The sequence below is a fragment of the Archangium lansingense genome, from assembly GCF_026626635.1.
Taxonomy (GTDB): Bacteria; Myxococcota; Myxococcia; order Myxococcales; family Myxococcaceae; genus Archangium; species Archangium lansingense.
In genome coordinates, this window is sequence record NZ_JAPNKA010000001.1 from 7,119,903 (window position 1) to 7,145,485 (window position 25,583).

At 67.1% G+C, this 25,583-nt stretch carries 2 protein-coding genes (1 of these 2 only partly in view); both read right to left on the reverse strand.

The genetic code is table 11. The features are described 5' to 3' along the window. Complete coding sequence (locus OV287_RS28840) at positions 1–4,200, reverse strand: non-ribosomal peptide synthetase (protein ID WP_444546339.1); 4,200 nt, start codon at positions 4,198–4,200, stop codon at positions 1–3. Next, on the reverse strand, positions 4,110–25,583 hold the 3' portion of the coding sequence (locus OV287_RS28845) for a non-ribosomal peptide synthase/polyketide synthase (protein WP_444546333.1). It continues 2,424 nt past the right edge of the window; the window shows 21,474 of its 23,898 coding nt (coding positions 2,425–23,898); its start codon lies beyond the right edge, outside the window; it ends in the stop codon at positions 4,110–4,112. The genes OV287_RS28840 and OV287_RS28845 overlap by 91 nt, the downstream gene beginning before the upstream one ends.

Here is a 25,583-nt window from a genome sequence, read left to right on the forward strand (position 1 = left end):
TCAAGACTCCGGTTTCTGGATCGGCTCCACTCCAGAAGCCTGGTCGCTCGCCCCCTCCTCGCGGCCGAGGATCCGCCCGAGCCACTCGGCGAGAGCCTGGACCTCCGGCGCCTGGAGGATGGAGTGGTGGTCGCCCTGGAGCTCGCGCACCTCCACGCCCCCGGCCGCCCATCGTCCCCAGCCGCCATCGGCCCGAGCTGACGGAGGCACGGGCGTCTGGAGCGCCCGGAAGAGCGTGACCCGGCCCCCATAGGACCCCGGCACGTATCGCCCGAGGGCGCGCAGGTTGTTCTCGAAGACACGGTAGAGGATGCGCAGCTCCTCGAGGCTCACGCCCCGAGGCAGGACGCCCGCGTTCCGGCCTTCGTCGAGCAACCTGCGGAGCAGCACCTCCTCGGACTCCGGGAGCGACTCCTCCACACCCAGAGTGGGCCCGGGCAGACCGAGCAGCCGGGCCGAGAACTCCACGAACCGGGAGGCAATCCAAGAGGCCCCAGCGCCATCGGGCAGACGCTGCTCGAAGGCGTAGGCGTCGAAGAGCACGAGTTGCTCTACTTGCTCGCCTCGCTGCTCGAGCAGCCGTGCCATCTCGAAGGCCACGAGGCCGCCCAAGGACCAGCCACCCAGCCGATACGGGCCCACGGGTTGGACCGCGCGGAGGGCCTCCAGGTAGCACTCCGCCATGGACTCGATCGTCTCGAGTGGCGTGCGCTCCCCTTCGATTCCCGGGGACTGGAGCGCGTAGAACGGCACCTCCGAACCGAGCCGCCGCGCCAGCTCCACATAAGGCAGGACGGTCCCGCTGACAGGGTGGACGCAGAAGAAGGGACGGCCCGAGCCCCCCGTCGACAGGGGCACCAGTGGGGACACGCGCCCCGGCGCCTGGCGCAGCCGCACCGCCAGTTCCTCGAGGGTGGGCGACTGGAACAGCGCAGCCACCGGCAGGCTCCTGCCCAGACGCTCCCGGATCATCGACATGAGCCGCATCCCCAGCAGGGAGTGCCCTCCCTGTTCGAAGAAGTTGCTCTGGAGCCCCACGGGTTGGAGGCCCAGCAGCTCCTCCCAGATGCGGACGAGCTGGAGCTCCAGCGCGTCCCGAGGAGCCACGAACGAGGACTCCAGCGTGGGCCGGAGTCCCTCGGGGGCCGGGAGCGCCTTGCGATCCACCTTGCCGTTGGGGGTCAGCGGCAGCACCTCCAGCACCACGAAGGCCGATGGCACCATGTACTCCGGCAGCTTCTCCCTCGCTGACTGTCTTAGCTCGGCCGCCTCGGGCGCCCTGCCCTCGGGCACCACGTACCCCACCAGCTTCTTGCCCTCGGCTCCGTCCTCACGCACCACCACCACCGCCTCACGCACCCCCTCGTGCCCTCGGAGCACCGCTTCCACTTCTCCCAGCTCGATTCGGAAGCCCCTCACCTTCACCTGCTGGTCGATTCTCCCCAGGTACTCCAGCTCCCCTCCCTCCACCCACCTCACCCGGTCCCCCGTCCGGTACAGCCTCTCTCCTTCCCCATACGGGTTGGGTACGAATCGCTCTGCCGTCAGCTCCGGCCTGCCGAAGTAGCCCCGCCCCTGGCCTTCTCCTCCCAGGTACAGCTCTCCGGCCACTCCCACCGGCACCGGCTTCATCTCTCCGTCCAACACGTACGCTTGGGTTCCCTTGAGCGGCCGGCCAATCGTCGGCTCTCTCTTCGTATGCTTCGGTACCTGCGCGTACGTCGAGTACGTCGTGTCCTCCGTCGGGCCATACAGGTTGAGCACACGCTCCACCCCTGGCAGCGCTTCCTCCATTGCGCGCACCAGCGCTCCCGCCAGCGGCTCTCCCGCCAGGTTCACCGTCCTCACCGACTTCGGCACTCCCCCGGTTCTCACCAGCTCCGCCATCGCCGACGGTACCGTGTTCACCAGCGTCACCTTCTCCGCCCCTGACAGCCCCGCCAGCGCCAGCGCGTTCTCCGCCACCACCACCGTCCCTCCCCTCGTCAGCGGCGCGAATAGCTCGAAGACTGACAGGTCGAAGTTCAGCGACGTCCCCGCCAGCACTCCCTTCAACTCCTCCTGGCTGTATTCCTCCCCCGCCCACCTCACGAAGGCCACCGCGCTTCGGTGCTCCAGCGCTACTCCCTTCGGCCTTCCCGTCGAGCCCGACGTGTACAGGATGTACGCCACGTTCCCCGGCCCTGCACTCCTAGCCAGGTTGTCCGTGCTCTCCTGCGCCACCCCTTCCTCCTCCAGCGCCACCCGGTGGGCTCCCACTTCCGGCAGCCTCTCCAGCACCTCCCCCTGTCCCACCACCACCAGCGGCCTGGCCTCTTCCAGCATGAAGCCCAATCTCTGTCTGGGGTAGCTCGGGTCCAGCGGCACGTACGCGCCTCCCGCCTTGAGCACTCCCAGCACCGCCACCACCATCTCCTCCGTACGCTCCACGCTCAGCCCCACCCTTACCTCGGGGCCTACCCCCAGCTTCTTCAAGTGGTGCGCCAGCTGGTTCGCCTTACGGTTCAGCTCTCCGTACGTCAGCCTCCTCCCCTCACTCTCCACGGCAATCTCTTGCGGCGTCCTCTCCACCTGCTGCTCGAACAGCTCATGCAGGCAGCTGTCCTCCGCTCCCGCGCTGCCGGTTGCGTTCCACCCCACCAGCACCTGCTGCTTCTCCTCCTCCCCCATCAGCGGCAGCTCCTTCAGCCTCTTCCCTGGCTCCGCCACCGCTGCCTGCACCAGCACCCCCAGGTGTCCCAACAGCCTCTCCACCGTCTGCCCTTCATACAGGTCGCTGTTGAACTCCATCCCTCCCCTCAGCCCCTGCTCCGTCTCCTCCATCCCCAGCGTCAGGTCGAACTTCGACGTCTTGCCTTCCGCCTCCACGGCCTCCAGCCTCAGCCCCTTCAGCTTCACTCCCGTCACCGGCGCGTTCTGCAGCACAAACATCACCTGGAAGAGCGGACTGCGGCTCATGTCCCTCTTCGGCTTCAGCTCCTCCACCAGCTTCTCGAACGGTACGTCCTGGTGCGCGTATGCCCCCAGCGTCACCTCCCGCACCTGTCCCAGCAGCTCCCGGAACGTCGCTTCTCCCTCCAGCCTCGTCCTCAGCACCAGCGTGTTCACGAAGAAGCCAATCAAGCCCTCCGTCTCCGCTCTCGTCCGGTTGGCGATTGGCGAGCCCACGCTCACGTCTTCCTGCCCCGCGTACCTCCCCAGCACCACCTGGAACGCCGCCAGCAACACCATGAACGGTGTCGCCCCCTCCTTCTGCGCCAGGGCTCTCACCGCTTCCTGCAGCTCCCTCGGCCACTGGATGCCCCGATACCCTCCCCGATACGTCTGCACCGCCGGACGAGGCTTGTCCGTCGGCAGTTCCAGCGCAGGTGGTGCTCCCTTCAACTGCTTGCGCCAATACCCCAGCTGAGCATCCAGCACTTCGCCTCGCAGCCACTCCCGCTGCCACGCTGCGTAGTCCGCGTACTGCACCGGCAATTCCGCCAGCGGCGACGGCTTGCCCTGCGAGAAGGCTTCGTACAGCCCCGCCAACTCTCGCACGAGAATCCCCATCGACCAGCCGTCCGACACGATGTGGTGCATCACCAGCACCAACACGTGCTCCCTCTCTCCCAGCTTCAGCAGCTTCGTCCTCAGCAATGGACCGCTGGCCAGGTCGAATGGATGCTGTGCTTCCTCCTCCACTCGGCGCTTCGCCTCACCCTCACGCACTGCTTCCGGCAACTCGCTCAGGTCCTCCACGCTGAAGGCAAACACTGGCTCCTGGCAGATGACCTGCACCGGTGCCCCACCTTCCGTTCCGAACCTCGTGCGCAGCGCCTCGTGCCGGCGTACCAACTCCTCGAAGCTCCTCTCCAGCGCACCCACGTCCAGCACGCCCGTCAGCTTCACCACCGCTGGCACGTTGTAGAACGCACTCCCCGGCTCCAACTGATCCAGGAACCACAACCGCTGCTGCGCGAATGACAGCGGCAGCACTCCGCCTCTCGCCACCCGCTTCAATGGCGACCTGACGCCTGCCTTCGTGGCCAACACCCGCGCCGCCAGCCTCTCCACCGTCGGCGCTTCGAAGATCGCCCTCAGCGGCAACTCCACGCCGAAGACTTCTCTCACTCTCGACACCAACTGCGTCGCCAGCAGCGAGTGCCCTCCCAGCTCGAAGAAGTCCTCGCGCACTCCCACTCTCCTCTGGTGCAACACCTCTGCCCAGAGGCTCGCCAGCTTCTTCTCCGTCTCCGCGCGCGACTCCACATCGTGCTGATCGAACAACTCGTGGTGCAGACGGGTGTCCTCCGCTCCCGCGCTGCCGGTTTCGTTCCACGCAACCGGCACCCGCTGTTTCTCCTCTCCCCCATTAGCGGCAGCTCCTTCAGCCTCTTCTCCGGCTCTGCCACCACTGCCTGCACCAGCCCCCTCAGGTGCCCCAGCAGCCACTCCACCGTCTGGCCTTCGTACAGGTCGCTGTTGAATTCCATCCCTCCCCTCAGCCCCTGCTCCGTCTCCTCCATCCCCAGCGTCAGCTCGAACTTCGACGTCTTTCCCTCCACCTCCACTCCCGCCAGCGTCAGACCCTCCAGCTTCACCTCCTTCACCGGTGCGTTCTGCAGCACAAACATCACCTGGAAGAGCGGACTGCGGCTCATGTCCCTCTCCGGCCTCAGCTCCTCCACCAGCTTCTCGAATGGCACTTCCTGGTGCGCGTACGCACTCAGCGTCACCTCTCTCACCTGTCCCAGCAGCTCTCGGAAGCTCTGCTCCCTCGACAGCCTCGTCCTCAGCACCAGCGTGTTCACGAAGAAGCCAATCAGCCCCTCCGTCTCCGCCCTCGTCCGGTTGGCTATGGCTGAGCCCACGCTCACGTCTTCCTGCCCCGCGTACCACCCCAGCACCACCTGGAATGCCGCCAGCAACACCATGAACGGTGTCGCTCCCTCCTTCTGCGCCAGGGCTCTCACCGCCTCCTGCAGCTCCTTCGGCCACTGGAATCCTCGGTAGTCGCCTCGGAAGGTTTGAACCGCTGGACGCGGCTTGTCCGTCGGCAGCTTCAGCGCGGGCGGAGCTCCCTTCAGCTGCTTGCGCCAGTATGCGAGCTGCTCCTCGAGTACCTCGCCTTGCAGCCACTCTCGCTGCCACGCCGCGTAATCCGCGTACTGCACCGGCAGCTCCGCCAGCGGCGACGGCTTGCCCTTCGAGTACGCCTCGTACAGGCCCGCAAGCTCCCTCACCAAAATCCCCATCGACCAGCCGTCCGACACGATGTGGTGCAGCACCAGCACCAACACATGCTCCTGCTCCCCCTGCTTCAACAGCTTCGTCCTCAGCAGCGGTCCTCTCGCAAGGTCGAACGGACGCTGCGCCTCTTCCTCCACTCTGCGCTTCGTCTCGGTTTCAGACAGCTCGCTCACGTCCTCCACGGGGAAGACGAGCGCCGGCCCCTCGGCGATGACCTGCACCGGTGTCCCGTTCTCTGCTCGGAACGTCGTGCGCAACGCCTCGTGCCGACGCACCAACTCCTCGAAGCTCTTCTCCAGCGCCCCCACGTCCAGCATGCCCGTCAACCGCACCACCGCTGGCACGTTGTAGAACGCACTCCCCGGCTCCAGCTGATCCAGGAACCACAGCCGCTGCTGCGCGAACGACAGTGGCAGCGCTCCTTCTCTCGCCACTCGCTTCAACGGCGGCGCCTTTACTCCCTTCTCTCTTCCCGCCTCGTCTACTCGCGCCGCCAACGCCTCTACCGTCGGCGCCTCGAAGACGTCCCTCAGCGGCAGCTCCACTCCGAGGGCTTCTCTCACTCTCGACACCAACTGCGTCGCCAGCAGCGAGTGCCCTCCCAGCTCGAAGAAGTCTCCCTCTGCCCCCACTCTCTCCAGCCCCAGCACCTCTTCGAAGATTCTCGCCAGCTTCTCCTGCACTGGTGTGCTCGGCGCGGTGAAACCCTCTCCCTCCCCCTCTCCGAAGTCCGGCGCCGGCAATGCCTTGCGGTCCACCTTGCCGTTCGGCGTCAGCGGCAACGCCTCCAGCTCCACTACCGCCGCAGGCACCATGTACTCCGGCAGCTTCTCCTTCATGAAGCTGCGCAGCGCTGCTGTCTCCAGTTCCTGCCCTGGCTTCGCCACCGCGTACGCCACCAGCCTCTTGTCTCCAGGTACGTCCTCCCGGACTACCGCCACCACTTCCCCTACCGCGGGGTGCCTTCCCAGCACCCCCTCTACTTCTCCCAGCTCTATCCGGTAGCCCCTCACCTTCACCTGCCCGTCCCTACGGCCCAGGAATTCCAGCTTCCCGTCCCCCTGCCACCTCACCATGTCCCCCGTCCGGTACAGCCTCTCTCCCCTCCCAAACGGGCTCGGTACGAAGCGCTCCGCCGTCAGTTCCGGTCGGCTCACGTAACCTACCGCCAGACCCTCTCCTCCCACGTACAGCTCTCCCACTACCCCCACCGGCACCGGCTCCATCTCCCCATCCAACACGTATGCCTTTGTGTTGGTTATGGGCCTGCCTATCGACACCCTCGCCCCTACCTCCTCCCCCCCCTCCATCCGGTTGCAGCACGAGAACGTCGTGTTCTCCGTCGGTCCGTAACCGTTGATGAGCACCCCTCCCCCCGCCAGCCTCTCCCTCACCCTCTCCACCGGCAGTACGTCTCCTCCTGCCAGCACCTGCTTCACCTTCCCCAGCGCCTCCCCCTGCCTCGCCTGCATCTGCTCAAACAGTGCCGCCGTCAGCCACAGCACCGTCACCCCCTTCTCCCCCAACGCCCTTCCCAACTCCTCCAGCGTCGGCGTCCCCGCCGGGTACACCACCAGCTTCGCTCCGCTCAGCAGCGCTCCCCACACCTCCAGCGTCGACGCGTCAAACGCCATCGGCGCCAGCTGCAGCACCACCTCTCCCTCCCCCAACTTCACGTAGTCCGCTCCCCTCACCAGCCTCACCACCGCCCGGTGCGGCACCCCCACCCCCTTCGCCCTTCCCGTCGAGCCCGACGTGTACATCACGTACGCCAGGTTCCCCCCTCCCACTCCCACCCCCAGGTTGCTCTCCGGCCTTCTGCTTATTTCCTCCCTCTCCCCGTCCACGCTCACCACCGGCTCCACTCCCACCGGTAGCTCCTGCGCCAACTTCTCCTGCGCCACCACCACCGCTACCCCCGCCTCCCTCTTCATCCACTCCAGCCGCTCTGCCGGGTAGCTCGCCTCCAGCGGCACGTAGCTGCCCCCGGCTTTGAGGATTCCCAGCATCCCCACCACCATCTCCACCGAGCGCTCCACGCTCAGTCCCACCCTCACCTCTGGCCCCACTCCTACTTCCCTCAGGTGGTGCGCTAGCTGGTTCGCCTTCCGGTTCAGCTCCCCGTACGTCAGCCTCTCTCCCCCGTACTCCACCGCAATTGCTTGCGGAGCCCTCTCCACCTGCTCTTCGAACAGCTCGTGGATTGCCTTCTCTCTCGGGTACTCCTCCTCCCTCCCTCTCCACTCCTCCACTACCCTCCTCTTCTCCTCCTCCCCCATCAGCGGCAGCTCCTTCAGCCTCTTCTCCGGCTCTGCCACCGCTGCCTTCAGCAATACCCGCAAGTGCCCCAGCAGCCGCTCCATCGTCGCGGCCTCGAACAGGTCACTGTTGTAATTGACCGTCGCCGCGACTCCCTCTGGCACCTCTTCCACCAGCAGCGACAGGTCAAACCTCGACGTCTTGCCCTCTGACTCCACTCCCTCGAGCGTGAGCTCCTTCAACTTCACGCCCGCTGTCACCGGCGTGTTCTGCAGCGTCAACGTCACCTGGAACAGTGGCGAGTGATTCAGGCTCCTCTCCGGCCTCAGCTCCTCCACCAGCTTCTCGAACGGCACGTCCTGGTGCGCGTACGCCCCCAGCGTCACCTCTCTCACCCGTCCCAGCAGCTCCCGGAAGCTCTGCTCCCTCGACAGCCTCGTCCTCAGCACCAGTGTGTTCACGAAGAAGCCAATCAGCCCCTCCGTCTGCGCCTGCGTCCGGCCCGCTATGGGCGAGCCCACGCTCACGTCCTCCTGGCCTGAGTACTTCGACAGCACCGTCTGGAACGCCGCCAGCAACACCATGAACGGTGTCGCTCCCTCTCTCCGGCTTAGCCCCTCCACCGCCCTCCACAGCTCCTTCGGCCACACCTCGTGCCGGCTCTCTCCCCGGTACGTCTGCGTTGCCGGCCGCGGCTTGTCCGTCGGCAACTCCAGCACGGGCGGCGCCCCTTCCAACTGCTTGCGCCAGTATCCCAGCTGCTCCTCGAGTACCTCACCTCGCAGCCACTCCCGCTGCCACGCCGCGTAGTCCGCGTACTGCACCGGCAGCTCCGCCAACAGCGACGGCTTGCCCTGCGAGTACGCCTCGTACAGGCCCACCACCTCCCGCACGAGAACCCCCATCGACCAGCCGTCCGACACGATGTGGTGCATCACCAGCACCAACACGTGCTCCCTCTCCCCCTGCTTCAACAGCTTCGTCCTCAGCAGCGGCCCTCTCGCTAGATCGAACGAGCGCTGCGCTTCCTGCTCCGAGCGGCGCCTCGCTTCCGCCTCACGCCCGGCTTCCGGCAGCTCGCTCAGGTCCTCCACCTCCAGCACTACCCGAGCCTCCGGAGAAATGACCTGCACGGGCATCCCGCCCTCGGCTCGGAACGTCGTGCGCAGCGACTCATGCCGACGCACCAGCTCCTCGAAGCTCCTCTCCAACGCCCCCACGTCCAGCACGCCCCTCAACCGCACCACCGCTGGCACGTTGTAGAAGACGCTTCCCTGCTCCAGCTGGTCCAAGAACCACAGCCGCTGCTGTGCGAACGACACCGGCAGCGCTCCTTCTCTCGCCACCCGCTTCAACGGCGACTTGACGCCCACCTTCGCGGCCAACACCCGTGCCGCCAACTTCTCCACCGTCGGCGCCTCGAAGACCGCCCTCAGCGGCAATTCCACTCCGAAGGCTTCCCTCACTCTCGACACCAACTGCGTTGCCAACAGCGAGTGTCCTCCCAGCTCGAAGAACCCTCCCCGCGCCCCTACTCTCTTCAGCCCCAGCACCTCCTCGAAGATGCTTGCCAGCTTCTGCTCCCCCGGCGTGCTCGGCTCGGTGAAACCCTCTCCCTCCACCTCTCTGAAGTCCGGCGCCGGCAAAGCCTTGCGATCCACCTTGCCGTTGGGCGTCAGCGGCAGCGCCTCCAGCACCACGAAGGCCGATGGCACCATGTACTCCGGCAGCTTCTCCCTCGCTGACTGCCTCAGCTCGGCCGCCTCGGGTGCATGCCCTTCGGGCACCACGTACCCCACCAGCTTCTTGCCCTCGGCTCCGTCCTCGCGCACCACCACCACCGCCTCGCGCACCCCCTCGTGCCCTCGGAGCACCGCTTCCACTTCTCCCAGCTCGATTCGGAAGCCCCTCACCTTCACCTGCTGATCGATTCTCCCCAGGTACTCCAGCTCCCCTCCCTCCACCCACCTCACCCGGTCCCCCGTCCGGTACAGCCTTTCTCCCCTGCCGAATGGATTGGGCACGAAGCGCTCTGCCGTCAGCTCCGGCCTGCCGAAGTAGCCCCGCCCCTGGCCTTCTCCTCCCAGGTACAGCTCTCCGGCCACTCCCACCGGCACCGGCTTCATCTCTCCGTCCAACACGTACGCTTGGGTTCCCTTGAGCGGCCGGCCAATCGTCGGCTCTCTCTTGGCCTGCTTGGGTACCTGCGCGTACGTCGAGTACGTCGTGTCCTCCGTCGGGCCATACAGGTTGAGCACCCTCTCCACCCCTGGCAGCGCTTCCTCCATTGCGCTCACCAGTGCTCCCGCCAGCGGCTCTCCCGCCAGGTTCACCGTCCTCACCGACTTCGGCACTCCCCCGGTTCTCACCAGCTCCGCCATCGCCGACGGCACCGTGTTCACCAACGTCACCTTCTCCGCCCCTGACAGCCCTGGTAGCGCCAGCACGTTCTCCGCCACCACCACCGTCCCTCCCCTCGTCAGCGGCGCGAACAGCTCGAAGACTGACAGGTCGAAGTTCAGCGACGTCCCCGCCAGCACTCCCTTCAACTCCTCCTGGCTGTATTCCTCCCCCGCCCACCTCACGAAGGCCACCGCGCTTCGGTGCTCCAGCGCTACTCCCTTCGGCCTTCCCGTCGAGCCCGACGTGTACAGGATGTACGCCACGTTCCCCGGCCCTGCACTCCTAGCCAGGTTGTCCGTGCTCTCCTGCGCCACCCCTTCCTCCTCCAGCGCCACCCGGTGGGCTCCCACTTCCGGCAGCCTCTCCAGCACCTCCCCCTGTCCCACCACCACCAGCGGCCTGGCCTCTTCCAGCATGAAGCCCAATCTCTGTCTGGGGTAGCTCGGGTCCAGCGGCACGTACGCGCCTCCCGCCTTGAGCACTCCCAGCACCGCCACCACCATCTCCTCCGTACGCTCCACGCTCAGCCCCACCCTTACCTCGGGGCCTACCCCCAGCTTCTTCAAGTGGTGCGCCAGCTGGTTCGCCTTACGGTTCAGCTCTCCGTAACTCAGCCTCCTCCCCTCACTCTCCACGGCAATCTCTTGCGGCGTCCTCTCCACCTGCTGCTCGAACAGCTCATGCAGGCAGCTGTCCTCCGCTCCCGCGCTGCCGGTTGCGTTCCACCCCACCAGCACCTGCTGCTTCTCCTCCTCCCCCATCAGCGGTAGCTCCTTCAGCCTCTTCCCTGGCTCCGCCACCGCTGCCTGCACCAGCACCCCCAGGTGCCCCAGCAGCCGCTCCACCGTCTGCCCTTCATACAGGTCGCTGTTGAACTCCATCCCTCCCCTCAGCCCCTGCTCCGTCTCCTCCACCCCCAGCGTCAGGTCGAACTTCGACGTCTTCCCCTCTGCCTCCACTCCCGCCAGCGTCAGCCCCTCCAGCTTCACTTCCTTCACTGGCGCGTTCTGCAGCACAAACATCACCTGGAAGAGCGGACTGCGGCTCATGTCCCTCTCCGGCCTCAGCTCCTCCACCAGCTTCTCGAATGGCACTTCCTGGTGCGCGTATGCCCCCAGCGTCACCTCTCTCACCTGCCCCAGCAGCTCTCGGAACGTGGCTTCTCCGTCCAGCCTCGTCCTCAGCACCAGCGTGTTCACGAAGAAGCCAATCAGCCCCTCCGTCTCCGCTCTCGTGCGGTTGGCGATTGGCGAGCCCACGCTCACGTCTTCCTGCCCCGCGTACCTCCCCAACACCACCTGGAATGCCGCCAGCAACACCATGAACGGTGTCGCCCCCTCCTTCTGCGCCAGGGCTCTCACCGCCTCCTGCAGCTCCTTCGGCCACTGGAATCCTCGGTAGTCGCCTCGGAAGGTTTGAACCGCTGGACGCGACTTGTCCGTCGGCAGTTCCAGCGCGGGCGGTGCTCCCTTCAGCTGCTTGCGCCAGTATGCAAGCTGCTCCTCCAGCACCTCTCCGCTCAGCCATTCTCTCTGCCACGCCGCGTAGTCCGCGTACTGCACCGGCAGCTCCGACAACGGCGAAGGCTTGCCCTGCGAGTACGCCTCGTACAACCCCGCCAACTCCCTCACCAGAATCCCTATCGACCAGCCGTCCGACACGATGTGGTGCATCACCAGCACCAACACGTGCTCCCTCTCCCCCTGCTTCAACAGCTTCGTCCTCAGCAATGGACCGCTGGCCAGGTCGAACGGACGCTGTGCCTCTTCCTCCACCCTGCGTTTCGTCTCGGTTTCAGACAGCCTGCTCACGTCCTCCACGGGGAAGACGAGCGCCGGCTCCTCGGCGATGACCTGCACCGGTGTCCCGTTCTCTGCTCGGAACGTCGTGCGCAACGCCTCGTGCCGACGCACCAACTCCTCGAAGCTCTTCTCCAGCGCCCCCACGTCCAGCACGCCCGTCAACCGCACCACCGCTGGCACGTTGTAGAACGCATTCCCCGGCTCCAGCTGATCCAGGAACCACAACCGCTGCTGCGCGAACGACAGCGGCGGAGCGGATTGCCGCTCCGCACGAGGCTTCAACGGTGGGACCGCCGAAGCGACTCCCGCGCTCATGGACTTCTCGACTCGTCCAGAGAGGGCCTCCACCGAGGGCGCCTCGAAGACGTCCCTCAGCGGCAGCTCCACTCCGAAGGCTTCTCTCACTCTCGACACCAACTGCGTCGCCAGCAGCGAGTGCCCTCCCAGCTCGAAGAAGTCTCCCTCCGCTCCCACTCTCTCCAGCCCCAGCACCTCCTCGAAGATTCTCGCCAGCTTCTGCTGCACTGGTGTGCTCGGCGCGGTGAAACCCTCTCCCTCCCCCTCTCTGAAGTCCGGCGCCGGCAATGCCTTGCGGTCCACCTTGCCATTCGGCGTCAGCGGCAACGCCCCCAGCTCCACCACCACCGCCGGCACCATGTACTCCGGCAGCTTCTCCTTCATGAAGCTGCGCAGCGCTGCTGTCTCCAGTTCCTGCCCTGGCCTGGCCACCGCGTACGCCACCAGCCTCTTGTCTCCAGGTACGTCCTCCCGGGCTACCACCACCACTTCCCCTACCGCGGGGTGCCTTCCCAGCACCCCCTCTACTTCTCCCAGCTCTATCCGGTAGCCCCTCACCTTCACCTGCCCGTCCCTACGGCCCAGGAACTCCAGCTTCCCGTCCCCCTGCCACCTCACCATGTCCCCCGTCCGGTACAGCCTCTCTCCCCTCCCAAACGGGCTCGGTACGAAGCGCTCCGCCGTCAGTTCCGGTCGGCTCACGTAACCTACCGCCAGACCCTCTCCTCCCACGTACAGCTCTCCCACTACCCCCACCGGCACCGGCTCCATCTCCCCATCCAACACGTATGCCTTTGTGTTGGTTATGGGCCTGCCTATCGACACCCTCGCCCCTACCTCCTCCCCCCCCTCCATCCGGTTGCAGCACGAGAACGTCGTGTTCTCCGTCGGTCCGTAACCGTTGATGAGCACCCCTCCCCCCGCCAGCCTCTCCCTCACCCTCTCCACCGGCAGCACGTCTCCTCCCGCCAGCACCTGCTTCACCTTCCCCAGCGCCTCCCCCTGCCTCGCCTGCATCTGCTCAAACAGCGCCGCCGTCAGCCACAGCACCGTCACCCCCTTCTCCCCCAACGCCCTTCCCAACTCCTCCAGCGTCGGCGTCCCCGCCGGGTACACCACCAGCTTCGCCCCGCTCAGCAGCGCTCCCCACACCTCCAGCGTCGACGCGTCAAACGCCATCGGCGCCAGCTGCAGCACCACCTCTCCCTCCCCCAACTTCACGTAGTCCGCTCCCCTCACCAGCCTCACCACCGCTCGGTGCGGCACCCCCACCCCCTTCGCCCTTCCCGTCGAGCCCGACGTGTACATCACGTACGCCAGGTTCCCCCCTCCCACTCCCACCCCCAGGTTGCTCTCCGGCCTCCTGCTTATTTCCTCCCTCTCCCCGTCCACGCTCACCACCGGCTCCACTCCCACCGGTAGCTCCTGCGCCAGCTTCTCCTGCGCCACCACCACCGCTACCCCCGCCTCCCTCTTCATCCACTCCAGCCGCTCTGCCGGGTAGCTCGCCTCCAGCGGTACGTACACTCCTCCCGCCTTCAGCACTCCCAGCATCCCCACCACCATCTCCACCGAGCGCTCCACACTCAGTCCCACCCTCACCTCAGGGCCCACTCCTACTTCCCTCAGGTGGTGCGCCAGCTGGTTCGCCTTCCGGTTCAGCTCCTCGTACGTCAGCCTCTCTCCCCCGTACTCCACCGCTATTGCTTGCGGAGCCCTCTCCACCTGCTCTTCGAACAGCTCGTGGATTGCCTTCTCTCTCGGGTACTCCTCCTCCCTCCCTCTCCACTCCTCCACTACCCTCCTCTTCTCCTCCTCCCCCATCAGCGGCAGCTCCTTCAGCCTCTTCTCCGGCTCTGCCACCGCTGCCTTCAGCAATACCCGCAAGTGCCCCAGCAGCCGCTCCATCGTCGCGGCCTCGAACAGGTCACTGTTGTAATTGACCGTCGCCGCGACTCCCTCCGGCACCTCCTCCACCAGCAGCGACAGGTCGAACTTCGACGTCTTCCCCTCCGCCTCCACTCCCTGCAACCGCAGCTCTTCCAGCTTCACGTCCGCAGTCACCGGCGTGTTCTGCAGCGTCAACGTCACCTGGAACAGCGGCGAGTGATTCAGGCTCCTCTCCGGCCTCAGCTCCTCCACCAGCTTCTCGAACGGCACGTCCTGGTGCGCGTACGCCCCCAGCGTCACCTCTCGCACCTGTCCCAGCAGCTCTCGGAAGCTCTGCTCCCTCGACAGCTTCGTCCTCATCACCAGCGTGTTCACGAAGAAGCCAATCAGCCCCTCCGTCTGCGCATGCGTCCGGCCCGCGATGGGCGAGCCCACGCTCACGTCCTCCTGGCCCGAGTACTTCGACAGCACCGTCTGGAACGCCGCCAGCAACACCATGAACGGCGTTGCTCCTTCACGCCGGCTCAGCCCCTCCACCGCCCTCCACAGCTCCTTCGGCCACACCGCGTGCCGGCTCTCTCCCCGGTACGTCTGCGCTGCCGGACGAGGCTTGTCCGTCGGCAGCTCCAGCACCGGCGGCGCCCCCTCCAACTGATTGCGCCAGTACCCCAGCTGCTCCTCCAGCACCTCACCTCGCAGCCACTCCCTCTGCCACGCTGCGTAGTCCGCGTACTGCACCGGCAGCTCCGCCAGCGGCGACGGCTTGCCCTTGGAGTACGCCTCGTACAGTCCCGCCACCTCCCGCACGAGAATCCCCATCGACCAGCCGTCCGACACGATGTGGTGCATCACCAGCACCAACACGTGCTCCCTCTCCCCCTGCTTCAACAGCTTCGTCCTCAGCAGCGGCCCTCTCGACAGATCGAACGAGCGCTGTGCTTCCTGCTCCGAGCGGCGCCTCGCTTCCGCCTCACGCCCGGCTTCCGGCAGCTCACGCAGGTCCTCCACCTCCAGCACCACTCGGGCCTCCGGAGAAATGACCTGCACGGGCATCCCGCCCTCGGCTCGGAACGTCGTGCGCAGCGACTCGTGCCGACGCACCAGCTCCTCGAAGCTCCTCTCCAATGCCCCAACGTCCAACGCGCCCTGCAACCGCACCACGGCCAGGACGTTGTAGAAGGCATTGCCCGGTTCGAGCTGATCCAGGAACCACAACCGCTGCTGCGCGAACGACACCGGCGCGGCTGCCTGCCGGTCCGCGCGCGGCTCGAGCGGTGGTGCCGCAAGAGCACTCCCTCTCCCCATAACCCGCCGTACCCTCTCGGCGAGGGCCGCCACGGTGGGCGCCTCGAAGAGCTCGCGCAAAGGCAGTTCGATGCCGAACGCGCTTCGGATACGGGAGATGGCCTGCGTAGCCAGCAGCGAGTGTCCTCCCTGAGCGAAGAAGTCTCCGTGGATTCCCACACGCTCCAGGCCCAGCACCTCGGCGAAGATGGCCGCAAGCCGCTCCTCGGTCTCCGTGCGAGGCACGGAGAAGTCCTCCTGCTCCGTTCCACGGAAGTCCGGCGCCGGCAGTGCCTTCCGGTCCACCTTGCCGTTCGCCGTCAGCGGCAGCGCCTCCAGCGCCACAATCGCCGATGGCACCATGTACTCCGGCAGCTTCTGCTTCAGCCAGGTACGTACAGTCTCGGGATTCAACCCGGGACCCTCGATACCCTCACCCCGTCCCTCTCCCGAGGGGAGAGGGGAAGTGGGCACCACGTACGCCACCAGCCGCTTGTCTCCCGCGGCCACTTCCCTCGCTACCACTACCGACTCTCGCACCGCCGGGTGTCGCTCCAGCGCCGCCTCCACCTCGCCCAGCTCCACTCGATAGCCGCGGATCTTGAGCTGGTGGTCCACTCGGCCCAGGAACTCCACCCGGCCATCCGCCAACAGCCTCGCCTTGTCTCCCGTGCGGTACATCCTCGCGCCCGGCTCGTCCGAGAACGCATCCGGCACGAAGCGCTCCACCGTCAGCTCCGGCTGTCCCAGGTAGCCTCGACCCACCGAGGTACCGCCGATGCACAGCTCCCCCGGCACGCCCACCGGCACGGGCCTCAGGTGTGCATCGAGGACATAGACTCGCGCGTTCGGGATCGGCCGGCCGAGCGGCACCGACGCGGACACACGTCCCCCGGGGCCACGCTCGACCCTCAAGGTCAGCACGCCCACCGTGGTCTCGGTGGGGCCGTAGTGGTTGAACACCACCAGCTCCGGCGAAAGCGCGTGCACCCGATCCATCAGTGACCAATCGGAGACATCTCCGCCCAGCACCAGGCGCTTGCGCGGCAGCACCCGCTCCGGGCGCGGCGAGTCCAGCAGGGCCTGCAGGTGCGCGGGCACGATCTTCAGGCAGTCCACGGCCCCGCCCTCGAAGAGGCTGGCCAGCGCGGAGGAATCCGAAGCACTCTCCTTCGAGACGAGGTAGAGCGCACCACCCCTGCAAAGCGTCGGGAAGACGGCGGTATTGCCCAGGTCCGCGGCCAACGTGGACACCGAGGCGAAGCTGGCTCCTTCTGGCAGCTCCAGCCTGCTCGAGACACCCTGCACATAATTGACGAGCTGCCGGTGCTCGATGGCCACGCCCTTCGGCCGGCCCGTCGAGCCCGAGGTGAAGATGACGTAGACGAGGTTCTCCGGCTGCACGACAGAAGGCGGGTTGGCCTCGCTGCGTATGGCCAGCCTGGCCGCGTCCGTGTCCAGGCACACCACCGCCCCACCAAAGCCACTCAGGCCCTCGGCCAGACATGAGTCCGTCACGAGCGTGCGCGCCCCGGAGTCCTCGAGAATGGCTCGCAAGCGCTCGGCCGGAAACGCTGGATCCAGAGGCACGTAGGCGCCTCCGGCCTTGAGAATGCCCCACAGGCCCACCAGCGCCTCCACCGAGCGCTCCAGGAACAGGCCCACCGGCACGTCCGGACCCACTCCCAGCTCACGCAGGTGCCAGGCGAGCTGGTTGGCTCGCTGGTTCAGCTCCCGGTACGTCAGCCTCGCCTCCTCAGCGACCACCGCGAGCGCCTCAGGCGTCCGCTCCACCTGCGCCTCAAAGAGCGCGTGGATGGGGGAGGCGGAGAACATGGCTCGGGTGTCGTTCCACTCCACGAGCAGCCGACGCGCTTCCCCTTCGTCCATCAGCCGCAGCTCATTCAGCCGCGTCTCCGGCCTGGCTACCGCCGATTCCACCAGCACCCGCAGATGCCCCAGCAGCCGCTCCACCGTCTGGGCTTCGTACAGGTCGCTGTTGAAGCTCACCCCGCCCGCGAGCCCCTGGGCGGTCTCGACCATCTCCAGCGTCAGGTCGAACTTCGAGGTATGCCCCTCGGCTCCGGCGGCCTCCAGGCGCAGCTCCGGCAACGACACGGCTGACTCCGGAGCGTTCTGCAGGATGAACATCACCTGGAAGAACGGGCTGCGGCTCAGGTCCCTCTCCGGCCTCAGCTCCTCCACCAGTTTCTCGAACGGTACGTCCTGGTGCGCGTACGCCCCCAGCGTCACCTCACGCACCTGTCCCAGCAACTCCCGGAACGTGGCTGTGCCGTCCAGCCTCGCCCTCAGCACCAGCGTGTTCACGAAGAAGCCAATCAGCCCCTCCGTCTCCGCCCTCGTCCGGTTGGCGATGGGCGAGCCCACGCTCACGTCCTGCTGCCCTGCGTACCTCCCCAGCACCACTTGGAACGCCGCCAGCAACACCATGAACGGTGTCACGCCCTCGCGCCGTGCCAGCGTCTTCACCGCCTCCTGCAGTTCCCTCGACCACTGGAAGCCCCGATGCGCGCCCCGGAAGCTGCGCACCGCTAGACGCGGCTTGTCCGTCGGCAGCTCCAGCGCGGGCGGGGCTCCCTCCAACTGCTTGCGCCAATACCCGAGCTGCTCCTCGAGCACCGCTCCGTCCAGCCATTCCCGCTGCCACACCGCGTAGTCCGCGTACTGCACCGGCAGTTCCGGCAGCGGTGAGGGCTTGCCTCGCGAGTACGCCTCGTACAGGCCCGCGAGCTCCCGCACGAGAATCCCCATCGACCAGCCGTCCGACACGATGTGGTGCATCACCAGCACCAGCACGTGTTCCCGCTCGCTCAGCCGCAGCAGCGTTGTCCTCAACAGCGGGCCACGCTCCAGCTCGAACGGACGCTGTGCCTCTTCCTCGGCTCTGCGCTTCGCCTCGGCCTCGCGCCCTGCTTCCGGCAGTGCGCTCAGTTCCACCACGGTGAACGCGAGCACCGGCTCCTGAGCAATAACCTGGACGGGTTTGCCGCCTTCGGCACGGAACGTCGTGCGCAGCGCCTCGTGCCGGCGCACCAGTTCCTCGAAGCTCCGCTCCAGCGCCCCTACGTCCAGCACGCCCGTCAGCTTCACCACGGACGGCACGTTGTAGAGGGAGCTCCCCGGCTCCAGCTGATCCAGGAACCACAACCGCTGCTGCGCGAACGACAGCGGCGGAGCGGATTGCCGCTCCGCACGAGGCTTCAACGGTGGGACCGCCGAAGCGACTCCCGCGCTCATGGACTTCTCGACTCGTCCAGAGAGGGCCTCCACCGAGGGCGCCTCGAAGACGTCCCTCAGCGGCAGCTCCACTCCGAAGGCTTCTCTCACTCTCGACACCAACTGCGTCGCCAGCAGCGAGTGCCCTCCCAGCTCGAAGAAGTCTCCTTCCGCTCCCACTCTCTCCAGCCCCAGCACCTCCTCGAAGATTCTCGCCAGCTTCTGCTGCACTGGTGTGCTCGGCGCGGTGAAACCCTCTCCCTCCCCCTCTCTGAAGTCCGGCGCCGGCAATGCCTTGCGGTCCACCTTGCCATTCGGCGTCAGCGGCAACGCCTCCAGCTCCACCACCGCCGCCGGCACCATGTACTCCGGCAGCTTCTCCTTCATGAAGCTGCGCAGCGCCCCGGCCTCCAGCACCTGCCCAGGCTTTGCCACCGCGTACGCCACCAGCCTCTTGTCCCCGGGTACGTCCTCCCGGGCTACCACCACCACTTCTCCCACCGCGGGGTGCCTTCCCAGCACCGCCTCTACTTCTCCCAGCTCTATCCGGTAGCCCCTCACCTTCACCTGCCCGTCCCTACGGCCCAGGAACTCCAGCTTCCCGTCCCCCTGCCACCTCACCATGTCCCCCGTCCGGTACAGCCTCTCCCCTCTCCCAAACGGGCTCGGTACGAAGCGCTCCGCCGTCAGCTCCGGCCGGCTCACGTAACCTACCGCCAAGCCCTCTCCTCCCACGTACAGCTCTCCCACTACCCCCACCGGCACCGGCTCCATCTCCCCATCCAACACGTATGCCTTTGTGTTGGTTATGGGCCTGCCTATCGACACCCTCGCCCCTACCTCCTCCCCTCCCTCCATCCGGTTGCAGCACGAGAACGTCGTGTTCTCCGTCGGTCCGTAACCGTTGATGAGCACCCCTCCCCCCGCCAGCCTCTCCCTCACCCTCTCCACCGGCAGTACGTCTCCTCCTGCCAGCACCTGCTTCACCTTCCCCAGCGCCTCCCCCTGCTTCGCCTGCATCTGCTCAAACAGCGCCGCCGTCAGCCACAGCACCGTCACCCCCTTCTCCCCCAACGCCCTTCCCAACTCCTCCAGCGTCGGCGTCCCCGCCGGGTACACCACCAGCTTCGCTCCGCTCAGCAGCGCTCCCCACACCTCCAGCGTCGACGCGTCAAACGCCATCGGCGCCAGCTGCAGCACCACCTCTCCCTCCCCCAACTTCACGTAGTCCGCTCCCCTCACCAGCCTCACCACCGCTCGGTGCGGCACCCCCACCCCCTTCGGCCTTCCCGTCGAGCCCGACGTGTACATCACGTACGCCAGGTTCCCCCCTCCCACTCCCACCCCCAGGTTGCTCTCCGGCCTCCTGCCTATCTCCTCCCTCTCCCCGTCCACGCTCACCACCGGCTCCACTCCCACCGGTAGCTCCTGCGCCAACTTCTCCTGCGCCACCACCACCGCTACCCCCGCCTCCCTCTTCATCCACTCCAACCTCTCCGCCGGGTAGCTCGCCTCCAGCGGTACGTACACTCCTCCCGCCTTCAGCACTCCCAGCATCCCCACCACCATCTCCACCGAGCGCTCCACGCTCAGTCCCACCCTCACCTCGGGCCCCACTCCTACTTCCCTCAGGTGGTGCGCTAGCTGGTTCGCCTTCCGGTTCAGCTCCTCGTACGTCAGCCTCTCTCCCCCGTACTCCACCGCAATTGCTCGCGGAGCCCTCTCCACCTGCTCTTCGAACAGCTCGTGGATTGCCTTCTCTCTCGGGTACTCCTCCTCCCTCCCTCTCCACTCCTCCACTACCCTCCTCTTCTCCTCCTCCCCCATCAGCGGCAGCTCCTTCAGCCTCTTCTCCGGCTTCTCCACCGCCGCCTTCAACAACACCTGCATGTGCCCCAGCAGCCGCTCCATCGTCGCGGCCTCGAACAGGTCACTGTTGTAGTTGACCGTCGCTGCCACCCCGTCCGGCAGATCCGTCACCAGCAGTGACAGGTCGAACTTCGACGTCTTCTCCTCCGCCTCCACTCCCTTGAGCGTCAGCCCCTGCAGCCGCACTTCCGTCATCGGCGTGTTCTGCAGCGTCAGCGTCACTTGGAAGAGCGGACTGCGGCTCATGTCCCGCTCTGGCCGCAGCTCTTCCACCAGCTTCTCGAACGGCACGTCCTGGTGCGCGTATGCCCCTAGCGTCACCTCTCGCACCTGTCCCAGCAGCTCCCGGAAGCTCTGCTCCCTCGACAGCTTCGTCCTCATCACCAGCGTGTTCACGAAGAAGCCGATCAGCCCCTCCGTCTGCGCGTGTGTCCGGCCCGCGATGGGTGAGCCAACGCTCACGTCGTCCTGGCCCGAGTACTTCGACAGCACCGTCTGGAACGCCGCCAGCAACACCATGAACGGTGTCGCGCCCTCTCTCCGACCGAGCCCCTCTACCTCCCTCCACAGTTCCTTCGGCCACACCTCGTGCCGGCTCTCGCCCCGAGACGTCTGCACCGCCGGACGAGGCTTGTCCGTCGGCAGCTCCAACGCGGGCGGCGCTCCTTCCAATTGCTTGCGCCAATACGCGAGCTGCGCCCCCAGTACTTCGCCGCGCAGCCAGTCCTGCTGCCACACGGCGTAGTCCGCGTACTGCACCGGCAGTTCCGGCAACGGCGATGGCTTGCCCTGCGAGAAGGCCTCGTAAAGCGTCGCCACCTCTCGCACGAGAACATCCAGCGACCAGCCGTCCGACACGATGTGGTGCATCACCAGCACCAGCACGTGCTCCCTCTCCCCCAGCTTCAACAGCTTCGTCCTCAGCAGCGGGCCATGCACCAGATCGAACGAGCGCTGTGCTTCCGCCTCGGCTCTCCGTCTGACCTCGGCCTGCCGTCCTGCCTCCGGCACCTCCTGGAGATCAATCCACTCCAGCGTTGAGCGGACCTCGAGCGAGATGACCTGCACCGCCGATCCACCCTCCTGGCGGAACGTCGTGCGAAGCGACTCGTGCCGGCGCACCAGTTCCTCGAAGCTCCGCTCCAGCGCCCCCACGTCCAGAGACCCCGTCACCCGCACGGGCGCCCAAAGGTTGTAAGACGTATTCCCCGGCGAGAGCTGCTCCAAGAACCACAGCCGCTGCTGCGCGAATGACAGCGGCAACGCCCGCTCCCGCGAGCCCCGCTTCAATGGCGGAGCCTTCGCGGTTCCAGCATTGGCGACCAGCCGCCCCAAGCGCTCCGCCAACAACTCCACAGTGGGCGCCTCGAAGACACTCCTCAGAGGCAGCTCCACGCGGAACGCCTCACGCACGCGAGCGACGAGTTGCATCGCCAGCAGCGAGTGCCCGCCCGCATCGAAGAAGTTGTCGTGCAGGCCCACCTTCTCCAGGCGCAGCACCTCCGCCCAGAAGCCCGCCAGCTTCTCCTCCAGCGGCGTGCGCGGTGCCACGTACTCCCGCTGCACACTCCCCGCCTGCTCCGGCGCCGGCAGCCCCTTGCGGTCCACCTTCCCGTTCGGCTGCAACGGCAACTGCTCCAGCACCACCACCGCCTGCGGCACCAGGTACGCCGGCAGCTTCCGCCCCAGTGCTGCGCGCACCTCAGCGCCCTCCAGCACCTGCCCGTCCTTCGCCACCGCGTACGCCACCAGCCTCTTGTCCCCGGGCACGTCCTCCCTCACCACCACCAGGGCCTCCCTCACTCCCGGCTGCCCCAACAGCCCCGCCTCCACCTCCCCCAACTCAATGCGGTGCCCCCGCACCTTTACCTGCTCGTCCCCTCTCCCCAGGTACTCCAGGCTCCCGTCCTTCCTCCACCTCGCCCTGTCCCCCGTCCGGTACAGCCTCTCTCCCTCCCCAAACGGGCTCGGCACAAACCTCTCCGCCGTCAGCTCCGCCCTGCCCAGGTAGCCCCTCGCCAGTCCCTCTCCTCCCACGTACAGCTCTCCCACCACCCCCTCCGGCACCACCTCCATCTCCCCGTCCAGCACGTACACCCTTACGTTCTTCAGCGGCCTCCCAATGGCCACCTCCCGCCCTGCCTCCTCTGGCTGCGACGTCGTCAGCTCCACCGCCGTCGCTACCGCTGTCACCTCCGTCAACCCGTACGTGTTGAGCAGCGGCACCGCATTGCCTACTCGCCGCCTCCACTGCGCCACTCGCTCCGGCACCGCCCTCTCCCCCCCAATCACCACCCACTTCAGCCCTGCCGGCAGCTTCCCCTTCCCCTCCTCCAGGCTCGCCACCACCTCGTGCCAAAAAGCCGTCGGCAGGTTCAGCTGCGTCACTCCCGCCGCCTCGCACTTCTCCAGGAATGCCTCCGGCACATCCAGCATCTCCGGCGTGCGCAGCACCAGCGTCCCGCCCCTTGTCAGGCACGGGTAAACCTCCTCCGCGCTCGTGTCCCAGCTCACCGACGCGAACTGCAGCACCCTGTCCCCTGGCTCCACCGGGAACGCGTCCCACGCCGCTCTCACGAAGTTCACCAACGAGCGGTGTTGCACCACCACTCCCTTTGGCTTCCCCGTCGACCCCGACGTGTACAGCACGTACGCCCCTGCCTCCGCCGGCACCTTCACCTTCAGCTCAGGTGCTCCCTCCACCGGCCTCGACGCCTCTTCCACCTCCAGCCACACCCGTCCCGGTGCCTCTCCTAGCCTCTCCCTCAGCGCTCCTCTCGCCACCACCACCTTCGCCCCGCTGTCCTCCAGCATGAAGCGCAGCCGCTCCACCGGGTACTCCGCATCCAGCGGCACGTACGCTCCTCCCGCCTTCAGCACTCCCAGCAGCGCCACCACCATCTCCACCGAGCGCTCCACGCACACGCCCACCCTCACCTCGGGTCCAACCCCCTGCTCCCTCAAGTGGTACGCCAGTCTCGCAGCCCGGGTGTCGAGCTCCCGGTAACTCACCGTGCGGCTTCCTTCCTTCACCGCCACCGCTTCCGGCGTCCTCGCCACCTGCTCCTCGAACAGCGTGTGGACGCACGTCTCCCCTGGCAGCTCCCCTCTCCCTCCGTTCCACTCCACCAGCAGCCGGTTGCGCTCTGCCTCCTTCAGCAGCGGCAGCGTCTCCACCGCCCTGTCCGGTGCTTCCACCGCCGACTCGAGCAGCACCTGCAACTGCTCCAGCATCCGCTCGATGCGCTCCGCGTCGTACAGCTCCGCGTTGTACAGCGCCCCCAACGTGACGCCGTGGGCGAGCCGCGCCAGCATCACCGTCAGGTCCAGCTCCGTGCTCGCCTGCTCCGCCTCGAGCATCTTCACGCCGAGCCCCGGCACCGCCTCGACCTCTGGCAGCGCCTCCACCTGCGCGAAGAGCACCTGGAACAGCGGCGCCCTCGTCAGGTCCCTCCGCACCCCGAGCGCCTTCAGCAACGGCTCGAAGGGCACGTGCGGATGCGCGAAGGCCTCCAGCATCCCCTTCTTCGCCCGCCTCAGCAGCTCGCGGAAGCCCGGCCGCCCCGACAGGTCCGCACGCAGCACCAGCGGCTCGAAGAACAGGCCAATCAAGCCCTCCGTCTCCACCTGGTTGCGGTTGGCAAACGGCATCCCGAGCAGCAGATCCTTCTGTCCGCTGTACCTCGACAGCAGCGCCTGCACGCCGGCCAGTACCGCCATGAAGAGCGTGGCGCCCTCGCCGCGCGCCAGTGCATCCAGCCGCTCCACCAGCCGCGCGGGCAGCAGCACCATCCGCTGCTCCGCTCGTCCCGCCCCCGCCATGCGCCTGGGCCGATCCGCCGGCAACTCCAGCACATGCGGAACCCCCTCGAGCTGCTTCCGCCACCAGGCGAGCTGCGACTCCAGCACCTCGCCACGCAGCCACTCTCGCTGCCACACCGCGTAGTCCCCGTAGCCCAGAGGCAACTCCGGCAACGGTGACGACCGACCCTGCGTGAAGGCCGCGTACAGCGCCACCACCTCGCGCGCCAGCACTCCCATGGACCAGCCGTCCGACAGGATGTGGTGCACCACCAGCAGCAGCACGTGCCGCTCTGGCTCCAACTTCAGCAGGGTCGCCCGCGACAGCGAACCCGCCGCCAGATCGAACGGCTTCTGCATCTCACGCTGGATGCGCTGGCGCACCGCCGCCTCGCGCCCGAGCTCTGCCTCTGCCTCCAGGCTCTCCACCACCAACGGCAGCCCCGCCGACTCCTCGATAAGCTGGATCGGCGTCCCGCCACTCTCGACGAATCGGGTCCGCAGCGCTTCGTGACGACGCGCCAGCTCATGCAGGCTCCGCTCCAGGGCCACCACGTCCAGAGGCCCCGTCAGCTCCACCGCCAAGGCCATGTGATAGGCCGCGCTATCCCCCTCGAGCTGATCCAGCAGCCACAGCCGCTCCTGCGCAAACGAGAGCGGCAGCGAGCCCCCGCGAGGCACTCGCCTCAACGGCGGCACCTGCGCGGCCCCTGCAGCCACGGCCAGCGCCCGTTGCACCCGCTCGGCCAGTCCCGCCACCGTCGGGGCTTCGAATACCTCCCGCAACGGCAGCTCCACCTGCAGCGCGCTCCTCAGCCGCGCCACCAGCTGCATCGCCAGCAACGAGTGGCCACCGAGTGCAAAGAAGCTCTCATCCACGCCCACGCGCTGGACCTGCAGCAGCTCGCTCCACAGCCCCGCCAGCACTTCCTCCACCGGCGTCCGCGGAGCCGTCCACCGCTCCGCCGGCCGCTCGAGCACCGGCGCCGGCAGCGCCTTGCGATCCACCTTGCCACTCGGCAGCAGCGGCAGCGCCTCCAGCGCCACGAAGGCAGACGGCACCATGTACTCAGGCAGCTCGCGAGCCAGCAGCGCCCGCACGCCCGCCACGTCGACATGCTGACCCGTCCTCGGCGTCAGGTACGCCACCAGCCGCTTCTCCCCCGTCCCCGCCTCTCGCACCACCGCCACGGCCTCGCGCACCGTCTCGTGCCGCCGAGCCACCGCCTCCAGCTCGCCCAGCTCGATGCGGAAGCCGCGCAGCTTCACCTGGAAGTCGGCCCGGCCCAGGTACTCGAGCTCTCCGTCCCGCATCCACCGCGCCACGTCCCCCGTCCGGTACAGCCGCTCTCCGCCACCAAAGGGGCTCGGAACAAAACGCTCGGCCGTCAGGTCCGCCCGGTGCAGGTAGCCCCGCCCGAGTCCGACTCCCCCGATGTACAGCTCACCCTGCACGCCCACCGGCACCGGATCCAGGCGCCCGTCCAGCACGTACAGCTTCAGGTTGCC